This window comes from Pseudomonas sp. GNP013 (assembly GCF_054343995.1).
The window spans coordinates 5555177-5570854 of record NZ_JBTGUT010000001.1; the positions used below are offsets into that span (position 1 = coordinate 5555177).

Genomic DNA, 15678 nt, shown 5'->3' on the forward strand with positions numbered 1-15678 from the left:
ATCATTTGGCCAGACGCTTTGGAGTGACCATGAACTTCCACACCCGCAAATGGGTTAAACCCGAAGACCTCAACCCCAACGGCACCCTGTTCGGCGGCAGCCTGTTGCGCTGGATCGACGAAGAAGCGGCAATCTACGCGATTGTCCAACTGGGCAACCAGCGCGTCGTTACCAAATATATCTCCGAAATCAACTTCGTCAGCGCCTCGCGCCAGGGCGACATCATCGAGCTGGGCATCACCGCCACCGAGTTCGGCCGCACCTCCATCACGCTCACCTGTGAGGTGCGCAACAAGATCACCCGCAAGAGCATCCTGACCGTCGAGAAAATGGTCTTCGTGAACCTCGGTGAGGACGGTTTGCCCGCGCCCCACGGGCGTACCGAGATCAAGTACGTGAAGGACCAGTTCCAGGAAGACGGCCTCAGCGAATAATACTGCCGGGGCCAGTGAACGCTATTGATTGGCCATAGGTCGTACCTGAACATCGCCCCCCCGTTCAGGTATCACCATGGCCACGCAAGCAGACGGCAAGACTCCCAACCTGTCGCAGGAAGAGCAGCAGGACGTAGACGAGAACCAGCCGCCCCGCGCGGCGGTACTGCACGAGATCATCCGCACCCAGGGCGATCAGGAACTGGAGCGCAATGTCGCCGCACTCTGGTGGTCGGCACTGGCTGCCGGGTTGACCATGGGGCTGTCGCTGATGGCCATGGGGTTGCTCAACTCACGGCTGCCGGATGGTGAGGCCTTTAAGGTCATCGCCAGCTTCGGTTATTGCGCAGGCTTCCTGGCGGTGATCCTCGCGCGCCAGCAACTCTTTACCGAAAACACCCTGACCGCCGTGCTGCCAGTGATGAGCAAGCCGACGCTGGCCAATGTCGGTCGGCTGTTGCGCCTGTGGTCGGTGGTGCTGGTGGGCAACCTGTGCGGCACCTTGCTGGTGGCCTACGTGATGCTGCACCTGCCGATCTTCGACGCCAAGACCGACATGGCCTTCCTCGAGATTGGCCGCAAGATCATGGAAAACGACGCCGGCCAGATGTTTGCCAAGGGCATCGTCTCGGGCTGGATGATCGCCACCATGGTGTGGATGATCCCGTCGATGGAAAGCGCCAAGATGTGGATCATCATCCTCATCACCTACCTGATGGCGCTGGGTGACTTCACCCACATCGTCGTCGGCTCGGCGGAGGTGTCCTACCTGGTGTTTGCCGGTGAGCTGTCGTGGCACGACTTCTGGCTGGTGTTCGCCGGGCCGACGCTGGCCGGCAATATCATCGGCGGCAGTTTTATCTTTGCCTTGATCAGCCATGCGCAGATCCGCAGCGAAGGCAGCCTGCCCGGCAAACAGGCTGCGGACCCCAGGCATCCGCAGCAGGTCAAGAAGGATCAGTGAGCGTCGGGCGTGGCCTCGGGTTCGCCCCGGGTCACGCGCTTGACCAGTTTGCCGATGCTCAAACCCTGCAACAGGATCGACGACAGCACCACGATGTAGGTGATGCTCAGCAGTAGGTCGCGCTCCGGGCCCAACGGCAACGCCAGGGCCAATGCCACCGAAACGCCGCCGCGCAGACCGCCCCAGGTGAGGATGCGAATGGTGCCGCGTGGCACCGTGCGCCAGCGCCGCAGCAGCAGAATTGCCGGCGCCACGGTGAGCAGGCGCGAGAGCAGGATGGCCACCGCCAGCAAACTGGCCGCAAATACGTGCAGCCAGTTGAACGGCAACAGCAGCAGTTCCATACCGATCAGCGCAAACAGCAGTGCGTTGAGCATGTCGTCGAGCAATTCCCAGAAGCCGTCCAGGTAGCGTCGGGTCATGTCGTTCATGGCCAGTTTGCGCCCCAGGTTGCCGATGATCAGGCCGGCCACCACCATCGCAATCGGCGCGCTGACGTGCAATTCGGACGCCATCGCCGAGCCACCGATCACCAGCGCCAGGGTCAGCATCACTTCGATCTGGTGCTGCTCGATGCTCTTGATCATCAGGTACACGAGGTAGCCGATCAGCCCGCCGAACACCACACCGCCAATCGCCTCATGGGCGAACAGCATCGCGGTGGCGCCGACTGTTGGGGTTTCTCCCAACTGCGCGATGCCCAGCAGCACGGTAAACACCACCACCGCCGTGCCGTCGTTGAACAACGACTCGCCGACGATGGTGGTCTTCAGCGGTTTCGAGGCGTTGGCGGTACGCAGAACGCCCAACACCGCAATCGGGTCGGTGGGCGAAATCAACGCGCCGAAGAGCAGGCAGTACAGGAAGCTGACGTGCCAGCCGAACAGGGCAAAAATGTAATACGCCAGACTGCCGATCACCACGGTGGCGATCAGCACACCGAAGGTCGCCAGCAGGCCGATGGGCCAGCGGTAGCTGCGCAGGTCGTTGAGGTTGACGTGCAGGGCGCCGGCGAACAGCAGGAACGAGAGCATCCAGTTCATCAGCAGGTCGCCGAAGTCGATCTGGCCGATGAGCTGCTGGATGCGTTCCTCCAGGCCAGGAAAACCGAGAAAGCTCAGGCCTTGCAGAATCAGGGAAAACAGCAGCGCAGTGACCATCACGCCGATGGTGGGCGGCAGGCCGATAAACCGGTAGTTCACATAGGTGAGCAGGGTGGTGAGGCAAATGAAGGCGGCGACAAGTTCAAGCATCCGGGGTCCTTGGAAGACAGGCAAAGTGATTGATGGGGCATGGACAGCAATATCAACATGATGTTGCAGGCCGTGGTGGCGAAAGCGCGATAGAACCTTTGTGTGTGCCATGGCACCTAAGCGGTTAGGTGCGATTGGGCGTTTTTAGTGCTAGAACTCTAATTGCTGCATAAAACGACAAAAGGAATTCAGTGATGACGGTAGCTTTCTGGTGTGTATTGATCGCAATTTTCCTGCCTTACCTGTGCACGGGGGTGGCCAAGTTCAGCGGCGGCAAGTTTGGCCCACGGCAGAACCACGACCCCCGCGCCTACCTGGAAACCCTCGATGGGTTTGCCAAGCGCGCCCACAGTGCGCAACTCAACAGCTTTGAAGTGACTCCGGCGTTCGCCGCGGCGGTGATCATCGCGCACCTGGCCGGCACGGCCGAACTGGTGACCATCAATGTGCTGGCGGTGCTGTTTATCACCAGTCGTCTGCTGTACATCATTTGCTACCTGGCGGACTGGGCGATGCTGCGTTCGCTGGTGTGGGTGGTGGGTATGGCGCTGATCGCGAGTTTCTTCTTCGTCTCGATCTGAAGCCTGATGCAAGCCTGCCTGTGTTAGCGGGGCTGATCTGTGGCGAGCGGGCTTGCCCCGCGTTGGGGTGCGAAGCGCCCCCCATCGAGCAAAACGCGGTGTACCTGATACGGCTCAGCGCCTGGCTTTGGGGCTGCTGCGCAGCCCAGTGCAGGACAAGCCTGCTCGCCACAGGGAATCTGCGCTTAACTGAACGGCATTAGGGCAAGCCCCGACAGACCCGCTCTCCACAAGCCTCAGTTTGCTGGGCGATAGCGTTGTCAGGTCCCGGTCGGCGCATCCGGTACATGCGGCAACGCTACGCCTTTGGGCCAGAGCATCCAGATTTGTCCCTGCTGCTTCATGTTTCCTGCCAGTTCACCCGCCGCCTCGCCGGTGCCCCAGAACAGGTCCGCACGCACTTCGCCGGTGATCGCGCCACCGGTGTCCTGCGCGGCCACCGGTCGGGCGATGGGTGAGCCGTCCGGTTTGGTGGTCGACAGCCACAGCAGACTGCCCAGCGGGATGACCTTGCGGTCCACCGCCACGCTGTAGCCGGCGGTCAGGGGCACATTGAGCGAGCCGCGTGGGCCTTCGTTGCTGTCGGGGCGGGCGCTGAAGAAGACGTAGCTGGGATTGCTCGCCAGCAGTTCGGGTATGCGTTGCGGGTTGGCCTTGGCCCAGGCGCTGATGGCGCCCATGGTCACGTCTTCTTTTTTCAGCTCGCCCTGCTCCACCAGCCAACGGCCAATGGGGCGGTAGGGGTAGCCGTTCTGGTCACCATAGCCGACGCGCAGTTGGCGCCCATCGGCCAGTTGAATACGGCCGGAGCCCTGGATCTGCAGGAATTGCAGGTCCATGGGGTTGGTCAGCCAGGCAATCGGCTTGGCCGTGGAGCCCTGGCTGTTGACGGTGGCTGCATCGTCATAGGGCTTGAGCACGCGGCCTTCGAGGCGCCCACGCAGGCGTTTGCCCTTGAGTTCGGGGTAGATGCTCTCCAGATTGACGATGATCAGGTCGTCCGGCACGCCGTACACCGGCACGTGGGCGCTGGCGGTTTCGGTCAGGCTGCCGGGGTAGACCGGCTCGTAATAGCCGGTGATCAAGCCGTTCGCGCTGTCGTCCGCCGAGCGCAGGCCGAACACGTCCAGACGCTCCTTGAGAAAACCGCGTACTGCCACGGCATCGGTGGGCACGCTGGCCGCTGCGGCGCAGGTAGTGCCCCATACCGGGTCGGCCTTGAGGCGTTGGCAGGCGCTGCGCCAGGACTCGAACCCGGCCAGCAGGTCGCTGTCGGACACGGCCGGCAAGGCTTCCCACGGCGCGTCGACATACGTGGCGATGGCATGGGGCTTGGCAGGCTGCGGTTCAACGGCGACGTTGCCGGTGTCTTTGCCCATGTCGCAGCCGGCCAGCAGCGCGATCATCGGTAGGGCCCACGCCAGGCGGTGGCCCCAGGGTTTAACGGTGACATTCATGCATGCACTTCCTGAAAACAATTTTGCGATCACTGGCGGCCGTTATTGGTCGAGCTCTTCCACCGCGTCCTGCAACTCTTTGCGCGACTCGGCGAGCTTGTCCTTGCGCTTGTTGATCTTGTCGGCGTCACCCTTTTTCATCGCCTTGTCGAGGTCGGCCTGACGGCGGCTGACTTCGTGCTTGGCGTCGAGCACCTTGTTTTCACGCTCCTTTTTCAGGGATGCGTCGGTGCAGTTGGCGGTGACTTCACTCAAGGCTTTTTCCAGGCCCGCCTGTTGTGCGCCGTTACCCTGGGCCCTGGCCTGCTCGATCTGGGTGCTGATGGCCTGGCGCTTGGCGGCGCAGCCGGTGAGTGGGTCGGCTTCTTCAGCGGCCAGTAGCGGCATGGTCATGAAACTGGCGACGGTAAACAGCGCGAAAGGGGCTAGAAATTTCATGGGTTACTCCAGGGTCGCAATCGAAGGGGCCGGGCACGGTTCAAAACCCGTCTATACCGGCCACGCGTAGTGTTTCGGCCAGGCTCAGCACGTGCGGATCGCGAAAAAAAGCGCTCAGTTGCGCCGCGCGACCCGGGCCGATGCCATCGATGGCGAGCCAGGCCTGGTGGTCTCTGGCGACCAGCGTCTGCCAGTCGCCGTCCAGATTGTTGCGTGCCGCAGGCGGTACACCCAAGGCTTTGAGCCATTGTGCGAACGGCCGTTGCCGGGCGCTGCGCAGGCTGTCAATTACCCGCGCGCGGCTGCGATCACCGAAGCCGTCAATGTTAGCAAGCTCTGTCGCTTCCAGGGTCAACCAATCGAGCAGGCTTGCGATCAGGCCGGCCTCGATCAACAGGCTCCAGGTTTCGCGGCCCACATGGGGCAGTGCGAGCCCCTGGCTGCCACTCAGCCAGGTCAGGCGTGCGAGCAACTGCTCATCGCACCCCGGATCCAGTTTCCAGCAACTCAAGGCGTGATAGTGACGCGGGTCGGGTACGGCCAGGTCCTCCCTGTGGGTGCTGCGCAGGATGACCTGGTCCAGGTGCGGGATGATCTGCCCGGCCAGGGTGATCGACACCTGGTCGCCAGGGCGGATGTCCATGGCCTGCCAGCGCCTCAGCGAGCCGGCACTCACCCGACTGATCTGCCGGTCGTCCAGCCGCACCGGCTCCAGTTCCAGTATGGGTGTGATGCGCCCGGTGCGCCCGATCTTGAACTGGACGTCACGCACCAGCGCCAGGGCTTTGGCTGCCGGGTATTTCCAGGCGGCCGCCCAGTAGGGCGGGCTGGCTTTCCAGCGCTCGGCGGGTGCGCGCTGCGCCTGGTGCAGCACCACGCCGTCGCTGGCGAAGGGCAGGGGCTGGTTGTACCAATAGACGCGCCAGTATGCGGCGTCGGTGATGTTCCGGACGGGCTGGCTGTAGCGCCGGGTATCCCCGAAGCCCCACCGCTCAAGGCTGGCCAGGCGTTCGACGAAGGATGCCGGGCCTTCCGGCCAGGCCCAGACGAACAGGCCGATACCGGCGGCCTCGGCGTTGCTCAACTGGCGGCGGTTCATCAGGCCGGCCACCTTGCCGCGATTGTTGAGCCCGCCCTGCGCCGATTGCACGTGGTCGTCGAGACGCCAGTAGAGTTCGCCTTGCAGCAGCAGGTCGAGGGGCTCCGGCAGTTGCTGGACGACGCCGGGAATCCTGCGCGCAGACGCCGACCAGTCCTGGCCGAACTGGCCATCGCCGCGGCTGATCACCTGCGTCAGGCGGCCTTTGCGGTACCGCAGCGTGACGGCGACGCCGTCGACTTTGGGCTGGACCCACACGTCGTGCCGGTTGCCCAGCCAGGCGGCGACGGCCACTTCGTCGGCGAGCTTTTCCAGGCCGGTATGGGCGACCGGATGGCGCAACGTGCCCCGCGCGCTGGCCAATGGCTGGTCAGCCACCGCCGTGGTCCGGGGGAAACACTGGCGCCAGTTGGCCAAACGCTGGCGGGCCTGGTCATAGAGCTCATCGCTGACGGGCGACTGGCCGAGGCGGTGGTAGCTGTCGTCCCACAATCGGATCTGTTCGGCCAGGGTGCCAACCTGAGTTTGCGCTTGTGGGGGGCAGTCTTCGGCCCATGTTCGACAGGCCAGGGTACAAAGTAAGAGAACAATCACCAGACGCATCATGAGCATCCTTGCTCGAAAAGGGTCCTCAGCCTAAATGATTCCCGCGGGCACAAAAAAGCCCCGACAGGGCGGGGCTTTTTACCGGGTATTTCCGCTTGCCGAAGTTACAGGCCGGCGGCGGTGCGCAGGTCGTTGGCGCGGTCGGTTTTTTCCCAGGTGAAGGTAGTGAAGGTGTCGTCGCCGACGGTTTTCTGCGCAGGCGTACGACCGAAGTGCCCGTAGGCTGCGGTTTCCTGGTACATCGGGTGCAGCAGGTCGAGCATGGTGGTGATTGCGTACGGGCGCAGGTCAAAGATCTCACGCACCAGCTTGACGATCTTGTCGTCGCTGATCTTGCCGGTGCCGAAGGTATTCAGCGAGATCGACGTAGGCTGGGCCACGCCGATCGCGTAGGAAACCTGAATCTCGCAGCGCTCTGCCAGGCCGGCGGCCACGATGTTCTTGGCCACATAACGACCGGCGTAGGCCGCCGAACGGTCAACCTTGGACGGGTCTTTACCCGAGAACGCGCCGCCGCCGTGACGGGCCATGCCGCCGTAGCTGTCGACGATGATCTTGCGACCGGTGAGGCCGCAGTCACCCACCGGGCCACCGATGATGAACTGGCCGGTCGGGTTGATGTGGAACTGGGTGTCTTTGCTCAGCAACTCGGCCGGCAGCACGTGTTTGACGATCAGCTCCATCACGCCTTCGCGCAGGTCGGCGTAGGAAACGTCCGGATTGTGCTGGGTCGACAGTACAACGGCGTCGATACCCACGACTTTGCCGCCTTCGTAACGGCAGGTCACCTGGGACTTGGCGTCCGGACGCAGCCACGGCAGCAGGCCGGTTTTGCGGGCTTCGGCCTGACGCTGCACCAACTGGTGCGAGAAGGTGATCGGTGCCGGCATCAGCACGTCGGTTTCGTTGCTGGCGTAGCCGAACATCAGGCCCTGGTCGCCGGCGCCCTGGTCTTCCGGCTTGGCGCGGTCCACACCCTGGTTGATGTCCGGGGACTGCTTGCCGATGATGTTCATCACGCCGCAGGTGGCGCCGTCGAAGCCGACGTCGGAGCTGTTGTAGCCAATGTCGGTGATCACGTCACGAACGATCTGCTCCAGGTCGACCCAGGCGGTGGTGGTCACTTCACCGGCGATGATTGCTACACCGGTTTTCACCAGCGTCTCGCACGCCACGCGGGCGAATTTGTCTTCAGCAATGATGGCGTCCAGCACCGCATCGGAAATCTGGTCGGCGATTTTGTCCGGATGCCCTTCAGACACGGACTCGGAGGTGAAAAGGGAGTATTCGCTCATCTCGATGATTTCCTGATATTTACCGATGGTGAGTGTCGCCAGCCGGTCGCTGAAAGTGGCGGACCTGGATCTGGAAACCATTACGTAAACCTACATAGAGGCTTTCCCCGGGAACGAGTCCCGCAGCGGTGGCCCAACGGGCCAGATCGTCCTGTTCAAAACCCAACCAGAGATCACCGCAGGCCTCCCTGGCCCAATTCTGGTTGTGGCTGCATAAATCCGTAACCAGCAGGCTACCGCCGGGGTGCAGCAACCCGGCCATTTGTTTGAGGGCGTCTGCCGGGGCGGCGAAATGGTGCAGGACCATGTTCAGCACCACGCAGTCGGCCTGCAAGGGCGTGTCGCTCAACGCATCAGCCAGTTGCAGGGTGACATTGCCCAGCGCCTCGCGCTCACACAGCTGGCGGGCCAGCTCCAGCATCGCCGGGCTGTTGTCCAGCGCCGTAACCTGCACAAAACGCCGCGCCAGGTCCGGCAGGAAACCGCCGTCGCCGGGGCCTACTTCCAGTGCGGTGGCCTTGTTACTGAAGCTTAACTTGTCGAGCAGCGCCAATACGCTTTCGCGGTACTGAGGCAGGCCGGCAATCAAGTCCTGCTGGGCGCGAAACTTTTCGGCCACCCGTGAGAAAAAATCCTGGCTGGCGGCTGCGCGTTGCCCGTGCACCTCGCTGATGCGTGTCTGCACGTCGCCGGGCAGGCTCAGGTTGTCGACTTCTTCGAGCAGGGCGCCGTGCAGTTTGCCGCCGAGCAACTCGGTGTGGGGCAGGGCGCGCCGGTAAAAAATGGCGTTGCCTTCGCGGCGGGTGGCCACCAGGTCGGCCTGAGCCAGTACCTTCAGATGGTGGCTCATGCCGGACTGACCGATGGCGAAGATCCGCGACAGCTCCAATACGCCAAACGAATCGTTGGCCAGCGCGCGCAGTACGTTCAGGCGCAACGGGTCACCGGCGGCCTTGCACAGGGCGGCCAGCTCATCGCTATCGTCGGGACGCAGGGAAGGCACGGTCAGGTTCATAAGGCCAGCAGTCTAGTGACGGGGTGGAGTCATCGCAAGGCCAATATCAAAAAGTTTTGATATTGAACGATAAGTGGCGGTTATAAGCAGCCGCTCTATCTTCTGGACGAGCGGGTGGCGCGGTTCTACAGGGCATTGGCGCGCCAACCACAGGAAAAACGGCCTCATGTGAGTATCGGTCATTGCCCACAGGCGGTGGCTGAGGGAAAATGCCGGTCCTTTTTTGCGTTTCTTTTAATCACTCACTATTCAGAATCCTCAGGAGAACAGCGATGCCCAGCCGTCGTGAGCGTGCCAACGCCATTCGTGCCCTCAGCATGGATGCCGTGCAAAAAGCCAACAGCGGCCATCCCGGTGCCCCGATGGGCATGGCGGATATCGCCGAGGTCCTTTGGCGTGATTACCTGAAGCACAACCCGAGCAATCCCTCCTTCGCCGACCGTGACCGCTTCGTGCTGTCCAACGGCCACGGTTCGATGCTGATCTATTCGCTGCTGCACCTGACCGGCTACGACGTCACCATTGACGACCTCAAGAGCTTCCGCCAGCTGCACAGCCGCACCCCGGGTCACCCGGAATTCGGCTACACCCCGGGCGTCGAGACCACTACCGGTCCCCTGGGCCAGGGCCTGGCCAACGCCGTGGGTTTTGCGCTGGCTGAAAAAGTCCTGGGCGCGCAGTTCAACCGTCCCGGCCATGACATCGTCGACCACCACACCTATGTGTTCCTGGGTGATGGCTGCATGATGGAAGGCATTTCCCATGAAGTCGCCTCCCTGGCCGGCACCCTGGGCCTGGGCAAGCTGATTGCCTTCTACGATGACAACGGCATCTCCATCGACGGCGAAGTCGAAGGCTGGTTCACCGATGACACCCCGAAGCGTTTTGAAGCCTACAACTGGCAGGTGATCCGCAACGTCGACGGCCACGATCCGGAAGAGATCAAGACCGCCATCGACACCGCGCGCAAGAGCGTGCAACCGACCCTGATCTGCTGCAAAACCACCATTGGTTTCGGCTCGCCGAACAAGCAGGGCAAGGAAGACTGCCACGGTGCGCCGCTGGGTGACGCGGAAATCGCCCTGACCCGCGAAGCGCTGAAGTGGAACTACGGCCCGTTCGAAATTCCGGCCGATATCGCCGCCGAATGGGACGCCAGGGAAAAAGGCCTGGCAGCTGAAGCCGAGTGGGACCAGCGTTTTGCCGCCTACTCCGCCGAATTCCCGGAATTGGCCAACGAACTGGTACGTCGTCTGGCCGGTGACCTGCCGGCCGACTTCTCGGAAAAAGCCTCGGCCTACATCGCCGAAGTTGCGGCCAAGGGCGAGACCATCGCCAGCCGTAAAGCCAGCCAGAACACCCTGAACGCCTTTGGTCCGCTGCTGCCCGAAATCCTCGGCGGCTCGGCCGACCTGGCCGGTTCCAACCTGACCCTGTGGAAAGGCTGCAAAGGCGTGTCGGCCGAAGACGCCAGCGGCAACTACATGTACTACGGCGTGCGCGAGTTCGGCATGAGCGCCATCATGAACGGCGTGTCCCTGCACGGCGGGCTGGTGCCTTACGGCGCGACCTTCCTGATGTTCATGGAATACGCGCGTAACGCTGTGCGCATGGCCGCGCTGATGAAAAAACGCGTGATCCATGTGTACACCCACGACTCCATCGGTCTGGGCGAAGACGGCCCGACGCACCAGCCGGTCGAGCAACTGACCAGCCTGCGGACCACGCCGAACCTGGATTGCTGGCGCCCGGCCGACGCGGTGGAATCTGCGGTGGCCTGGAAGCATGCCATCGAGCGCAAGGACGGCCCTTCGGCGCTGATCTTCTCGCGTCAGAACCTGCAGCATCAGGTGCGTACCGACGCACAGATCGCCGACATCAGCCGTGGTGGCTACGTGCTCAAGGACTGCATCGGTGAGCCAGAGCTGATCCTGATCTCCACCGGTTCCGAAGTGGGGCTGACTGTGCAGGCCTACGACAAGCTGACCGCGCAAGGCCGCAACGTACGTGTTGTGTCCATGCCGTGCACCAGCGTGTTCGAAGCCCAGGACGCTGGCTACAAGCAATCGGTATTGCCGTTGCAGGTCAGCGCGCGTATCGCCGTTGAAGCGGCACACGCCGACTACTGGTACAAGTACGTGGGCCTGGAAGGCCGCGTGATCGGCATGACCACCTACGGTGAGTCGGCGCCGGCGCCAGCGTTGTTCGAAGAGTTCGGTTTCACTCTGGAAAACATCCTGGGTCAGGCTGAAGAGCTGCTGGAAGACTAAGGCTGTAGATTGAGGTGGCTGTGCTGGCCTCTTCGCGAGCAAGCCCGCTCCCACACTTGAATGGGTTCACAGTTCCATTGTGTGAACCCGATCAAAATGTGGGAGCGGGCTTGCTCGCGAAGGCGGCGGCACATTCACCCCTTCACCCAAGTTGATCGAGAACCCCATGCCCCAACCGCGTCCCTACAAAGTTGCACTCAACGGCTACGGCCGTATTGGTCGTTGCGTCTTGCGTGCGCTGTTCGAGCGAGGGGCGGCAGCCGGGTTCGAGATTGTCGCGATCAACGATCTGGCCGACATGGCCAGCATCGAATACCTGACACGCTTTGACTCCACCCACGGCCGCTTTCCCGGCGAAGTGCGGGTTGAAGACGACTGTCTGCATATCAATGGCAACTGCGTGCAGGTATTGCGCAGTGCCACCCCCGAAGGCATCGACTGGAAGGCACTGGGTGTCGACCTGGTGCTGGAATGTTCCGGTGTCTATAACACCCGCGCCGACGGCCAGCGTTTTCTCGACGCCGGCGCGCCGCGTGTGCTGTTTTCCCAGCCGATGGCCAGCGAGGCGGATGTCGACGCCACCATCGTCTACGGCATTAACCAGGACTGCCTGACCGGCGCCGAGTTGCTGGTGTCCAACGCGTCCTGTACCACCAACTGCAGCGTGCCGCTGTTGCGCCTGCTGGACCGGTCGATTGGCATCGATTACGTGTCGATCACCACCATTCACTCGGCGATGAACGACCAGCCGGTGATCGATGCCTACCACCATGAAGACCTGCGTCGCACGCGCTCGGCGTTCCAGTCGGTGATCCCGGTGTCCACCGGCCTGGCCCGTGGCATCGAGCGATTGCTGCCGGAACTTGCCGGGCGAATCCAGGCCAAAGCCGTACGGGTGCCGACGGTAAACGTGTCTTGCCTGGACATCACCCTGCAGAGCATCAGCGACACCGATGCCGCGGAGGTCAATCGGATACTGCGCGACGCTGCCACCCGCGGCCCGCTCAAAGGCCTGCTGGCCTATACCGAGTTGCCCCACGCCAGTTGTGATTTCAACCACGACCCGCATTCGGCAATCGTCGACGCCAGCCAGACCCGCGTCTCCGGCCCTCGGCTGGTGAATATCCTGGCCTGGTTCGACAACGAATGGGGCTTTGCCAATCGCATGCTCGACGTTGCCCAGCACTACCTGCAAGTGGCCTCACCCCAACAACCTCAACAGTAATTCAGGAACTGCGACCCATGACCGTGTTGAAGATGACCGACCTCGATCTGCAAGGTAAGCGCGTACTGATTCGCGAAGACCTCAACGTCCCCGTCAAGGACGGTGTGGTCACCAGCGATGCGCGAATCCTGGCCTCGCTGCCGACCATCAAGCTGGCTCTGGAAAAAGGCGCGGCCGTGATGGTCTGCTCCCACCTGGGTCGCCCGACCGAAGGTGAGTTCTCGGCTGAAAACAGCCTCAAGCCGGTGGCGCAATACCTGAGCAAGGCCCTGGGCCGTGACGTGCCGCTGGTGGCTGACTACCTGGACGGTGTCGACGTTAAAGCCGGCGACATCGTGCTGTTCGAAAACGTGCGCTTCAACAAGGGCGAGAAAAAGAACAGCGACGAACTGGCCCGGCAATATGCGGCGCTGTGTGATGTGTTTGTGATGGACGCCTTCGGCACCGCTCACCGCGCAGAAGGGTCGACCCACGGCGTGGCCAAGTTCGCCAAGGTTGCCGCGGCTGGCCCGTTGCTGGCCGCTGAGCTGGACGCACTGGGCAAGGCGCTGGGCGCTCCGGCACAACCGATGGCCGCCATCGTCGCCGGCTCCAAAGTGTCCACCAAGCTGGACGTACTCAACAGCCTGAGCCAGATCTGCAACCAGTTGATCGTCGGCGGCGGCATTGCCAACACCTTCCTCGCCGCCGCTGGCCACCCGGTGGGCAAGTCGCTGTACGAACCGGACCTGCTGGATACCGCCCGCGCCATTGCTGCCAAGGTCAGCGTGCCGTTGCCGGTCGACGTGGTCGTTGCCAGGGAGTTCGCCGAAAGCGCCGAAGCCACCGTCAAACTCATCGCCGACGTGGCCGATGACGACATGATTCTGGATATCGGCCCGCAAACCGCGGCCAACTTCGCTGAACTGCTGAAGGCGTCCCGGACCATTCTGTGGAACGGCCCGGTCGGCGTGTTCGAGTTCGACCAGTTCGGCAACGGCACCAAAGTGCTGGCCAAGGCGATTGCCGAAAGCTCGGCATTCTCCATCGCCGGTGGCGGTGACACCCTGGCCGCCATCGATAAATATGGCGTTGCTGATCAGATCTCCTACATTTCTACCGGTGGCGGCGCGTTCCTCGAGTTCGTCGAGGGCAAAGTCCTGCCGGCCGTCGAAGTGCTGGAAACCCGGGCCAAGGGCTGAGGCCTGCCATGATCCGGAAAAGGAGCATTCCCATGATCAAGTCGTTGGCACTGGTGATCGCAGCGGGCCTGTTGGCCGGCTGCGGCAGCACGCCAAGCGTTGCGCCCGAGGCAGAAAAGCCTGGGGCTGCGCCGAAAAAAAGCTGCTACCAGGCCGACTGGCAAGCCGAAACCATGCCGGTGATCAACAAGCGCATCGGCAATGAACGGCTGGAACAATACGACGCCGCGCCCAACGGTCAGGAACAGGGTTGCCCATGACGGGTCTGATCAACTAACCGACAGCAGTGGCGGCCCTTGGGCCGTCGTTCGAGGAGTGGTAATGAAAGGCGTATTCGCCCTGGCAGCCCTGGCCTTGTTGGCCGGTTGCAGCAGCATGAACATGTTCAACAAGGCGCCAGAGCCGGCAGACAAATGGACCACCTGGACCTGCGACAGCAAAGCCGAGGTCAACTGGCGCTTTGCCAATGCAGCCCGTTCCGAAGTGGATGTGCGCCTTGGCGGTTCGGACCAGGTTTATCGCCTCAAGCAAGAGGTTGCCGCCTCGGGTGTTCTGTATAGCGACGGCCAATTGGCGTTTCATACCAAGGGTGAGGAAGGCCTGGTTTACTGGGTCGCCACCGATGATTTGATCGGAAGGGGCTGCAAATCCAACTGAATCCGACAGCTATAACGATTCAGCAGGCCAGGCTTAACCCCTTGATCTGCAATAACTTGAATAGCAGCCGCCGCTACGGCAGGCTTGCACGATTAACGACCCTCTACCGGGAGAGACAACACAATGGCACTTATCAGCATGCGTCAAATGCTGGACCACGCAGCCGAGTTCGGCTACGGCGTCCCAGCCTTTAACGTCAACAACCTCGAGCAGATGCGCGCCATCATGGAAGCCGCTGACAAGACCGACTCCCCCGTGATCGTCCAGGCTTCGGCCGGTGCCCGCAAATACGCCGGTGCGCCTTTCCTGCGTCACCTGATCCTCGCCGCCATCGAAGAATTCCCGCACATCCCGGTGTGCATGCACCAGGACCACGGCACCAGCCCTGACGTGTGCCAGCGCTCCATCCAACTGGGCTTCAGCTCGGTCATGATGGACGGCTCCCTCGGCGAAGACGGCAAGACCCCCACTGACTACGAGTACAACGTACGCGTCACCCAGCAAACCGTGGCCATGGCTCACGCCTGCGGTGTTTCGGTGGAAGGCGAGCTGGGTTGCCTGGGTTCGCTTGAAACCGGCATGGCCGGCGAAGAAGACGGCATCGGCGCCGAAGGCGTACTGGATCACAGCCAGATGCTGACCGACCCGGAAGAAGCCGCTGATTTCGTGAAAAAGACCCAGGTCGACGCCCTGGCCATCGCCATCGGCACCAGCCACGGCGCCTACAAGTTCACCAAGCCGCCGACCGGCGACGTATTGGCCATCGACCGCATCAAGGAAATCCACAAGCGCATCCCCAACACCCACCTGGTGATGCACGGTTCTTCCTCCGTGCCGCAGGAGTGGCTGGCGATCATCAACCAGTACGGCGGCGACATTAAAGAAACCTACGGCGTGCCGGTTGAAGAAATTGTCGAAGGCATCAAGCACGGCGTGCGCAAGGTCAACATCGACACCGACCTGCGCCTGGCCTCCACCGGCGCAATGCGTCGCCTGATGGCCACCAACCCGAGCGAGTTCGACCCGCGTAAGTTCTTCGGCGCCACCGTGACCGCGATGCGCGATGTATGTATCGCTCGCTATGAAGCCTTTGGTACGGCGGGTAATGCTTCGAAGATCAAACCGATTTCGTTGGAAGCAATGTATCAGCGGTATTTGAAGGGTGAGTTGAACGCCAAGGTGAACTAGGCCTTAGGTGTCTAG

General features: G+C 62.2%; 15 protein-coding genes. 9 read left to right on the plus strand and 6 right to left on the minus strand.

The window, feature by feature from the left end; translation table 11 throughout:
- Positions 1-29: 29 nt before the first annotated feature.
- Both ACXX81_RS24650 and ACXX81_RS24655 read left to right on the plus strand, forming a co-directional pair.
- Positions 30-434 (plus strand): acyl-CoA thioesterase, encoded by a 405-nt coding sequence (locus ACXX81_RS24650; protein ID WP_034128915.1) that lies wholly within the window; start codon positions 30-32, stop codon positions 432-434.
- A 76-nt stretch (positions 435-510) separates the two neighbouring features.
- Complete coding sequence (locus ACXX81_RS24655) at positions 511-1398, plus strand: formate/nitrite transporter family protein (RefSeq protein ID WP_209985822.1); 888 nt, start codon at positions 511-513, stop codon at positions 1396-1398.
- Here ACXX81_RS24655 and ACXX81_RS24660 read toward each other — a convergent pair.
- Positions 1392-2651 carry a cation:proton antiporter gene (locus ACXX81_RS24660; RefSeq protein WP_057006562.1) on the minus strand — a complete coding sequence of 420 codons (1260 nt, stop codon included), beginning with the start codon at positions 2649-2651 and terminating at the stop codon, positions 1392-1394. The two genes, ACXX81_RS24655 and ACXX81_RS24660, sit on opposite strands and share 7 nt — an antisense overlap.
- Before the next feature lie 194 nt (positions 2652-2845).
- On the opposite strand from ACXX81_RS24660, the gene ACXX81_RS24665 reads away from it, so the two are divergent.
- A complete protein-coding gene (locus ACXX81_RS24665; protein WP_057006563.1) occupies positions 2846-3232 on the plus strand; it encodes an MAPEG family protein in 387 nt (128 codons plus the stop codon).
- Positions 3233-3492: 260 nt separating this feature from the next.
- Here the strand turns inward: ACXX81_RS24665 and mltA are convergent, their stop codons facing one another.
- The 5 genes from mltA to ACXX81_RS24690 form a co-directional block, all read right to left on the minus strand.
- On the minus strand, positions 3493-4689 hold the full coding sequence (gene mltA, locus ACXX81_RS24670) for a murein transglycosylase A (protein WP_458572553.1): 1197 nt from the start codon (positions 4687-4689) through the stop codon (positions 3493-3495).
- 42 nt (positions 4690-4731) lie between these two features.
- Positions 4732-5127, minus strand: coding sequence for a DUF1090 domain-containing protein (locus ACXX81_RS24675; protein WP_209985816.1), 396 nt, complete (start codon positions 5125-5127; stop codon positions 4732-4734).
- 40 nt (positions 5128-5167) lie between these two features.
- Positions 5168-6832, minus strand: a complete 1665-nt coding sequence (gene ligB / locus ACXX81_RS24680; RefSeq protein WP_458572554.1) for an NAD-dependent DNA ligase LigB — start codon at positions 6830-6832, stop codon at positions 5168-5170.
- Between the two features lie 104 nt (positions 6833-6936).
- The gene (metK, locus tag ACXX81_RS24685; RefSeq protein WP_122542141.1) at positions 6937-8127 is read right to left on the minus strand and encodes a methionine adenosyltransferase; all 1191 of its coding nucleotides are present in this window, start codon (positions 8125-8127) and stop codon (positions 6937-6939) included.
- Positions 8128-8146: 19 nt separating this feature from the next.
- Positions 8147-9142, minus strand: a complete 996-nt coding sequence (locus ACXX81_RS24690; protein ID WP_209985811.1) for an ArsR/SmtB family transcription factor — start codon at positions 9140-9142, stop codon at positions 8147-8149.
- A 272-nt stretch (positions 9143-9414) separates the two neighbouring features.
- Here ACXX81_RS24690 and tkt point away from each other — a divergent pair, with 272 nt between their 5' ends.
- The 6 genes from tkt (at position 9415) to fba (ending at position 15663) form a co-directional block, all read left to right on the plus strand.
- On the plus strand, positions 9415-11412 hold the full coding sequence (tkt, locus tag ACXX81_RS24695) for a transketolase (RefSeq protein ID WP_209985808.1): 1998 nt from the start codon (positions 9415-9417) through the stop codon (positions 11410-11412).
- Positions 11413-11578: 166 nt separating this feature from the next.
- Positions 11579-12637 carry an erythrose-4-phosphate dehydrogenase gene (gene epd, locus ACXX81_RS24700; RefSeq protein ID WP_209985805.1) on the plus strand — a complete coding sequence of 353 codons (1059 nt, stop codon included), beginning with the start codon at positions 11579-11581 and terminating at the stop codon, positions 12635-12637.
- Positions 12638-12654: 17 nt separating this feature from the next.
- Positions 12655-13818 (plus strand): phosphoglycerate kinase, encoded by a 1164-nt coding sequence (locus ACXX81_RS24705; RefSeq protein ID WP_458572555.1) that lies wholly within the window; start codon positions 12655-12657, stop codon positions 13816-13818.
- Positions 13819-13850: 32 nt separating this feature from the next.
- Positions 13851-14078 (plus strand): hypothetical protein, encoded by a 228-nt coding sequence (locus tag ACXX81_RS24710; RefSeq protein WP_458572556.1) that lies wholly within the window; start codon positions 13851-13853, stop codon positions 14076-14078.
- A 61-nt stretch (positions 14079-14139) separates the two neighbouring features.
- Positions 14140-14475, plus strand: a complete 336-nt coding sequence (locus tag ACXX81_RS24715) for an MliC family protein (protein ID WP_458572557.1) — start codon at positions 14140-14142, stop codon at positions 14473-14475.
- 123 nt (positions 14476-14598) lie between these two features.
- On the plus strand, positions 14599-15663 hold the full coding sequence (gene fba, locus ACXX81_RS24720) for a class II fructose-bisphosphate aldolase (protein WP_003234513.1): 1065 nt from the start codon (positions 14599-14601) through the stop codon (positions 15661-15663).
- The last annotated feature ends 15 nt before the right edge of the window (positions 15664-15678 follow it).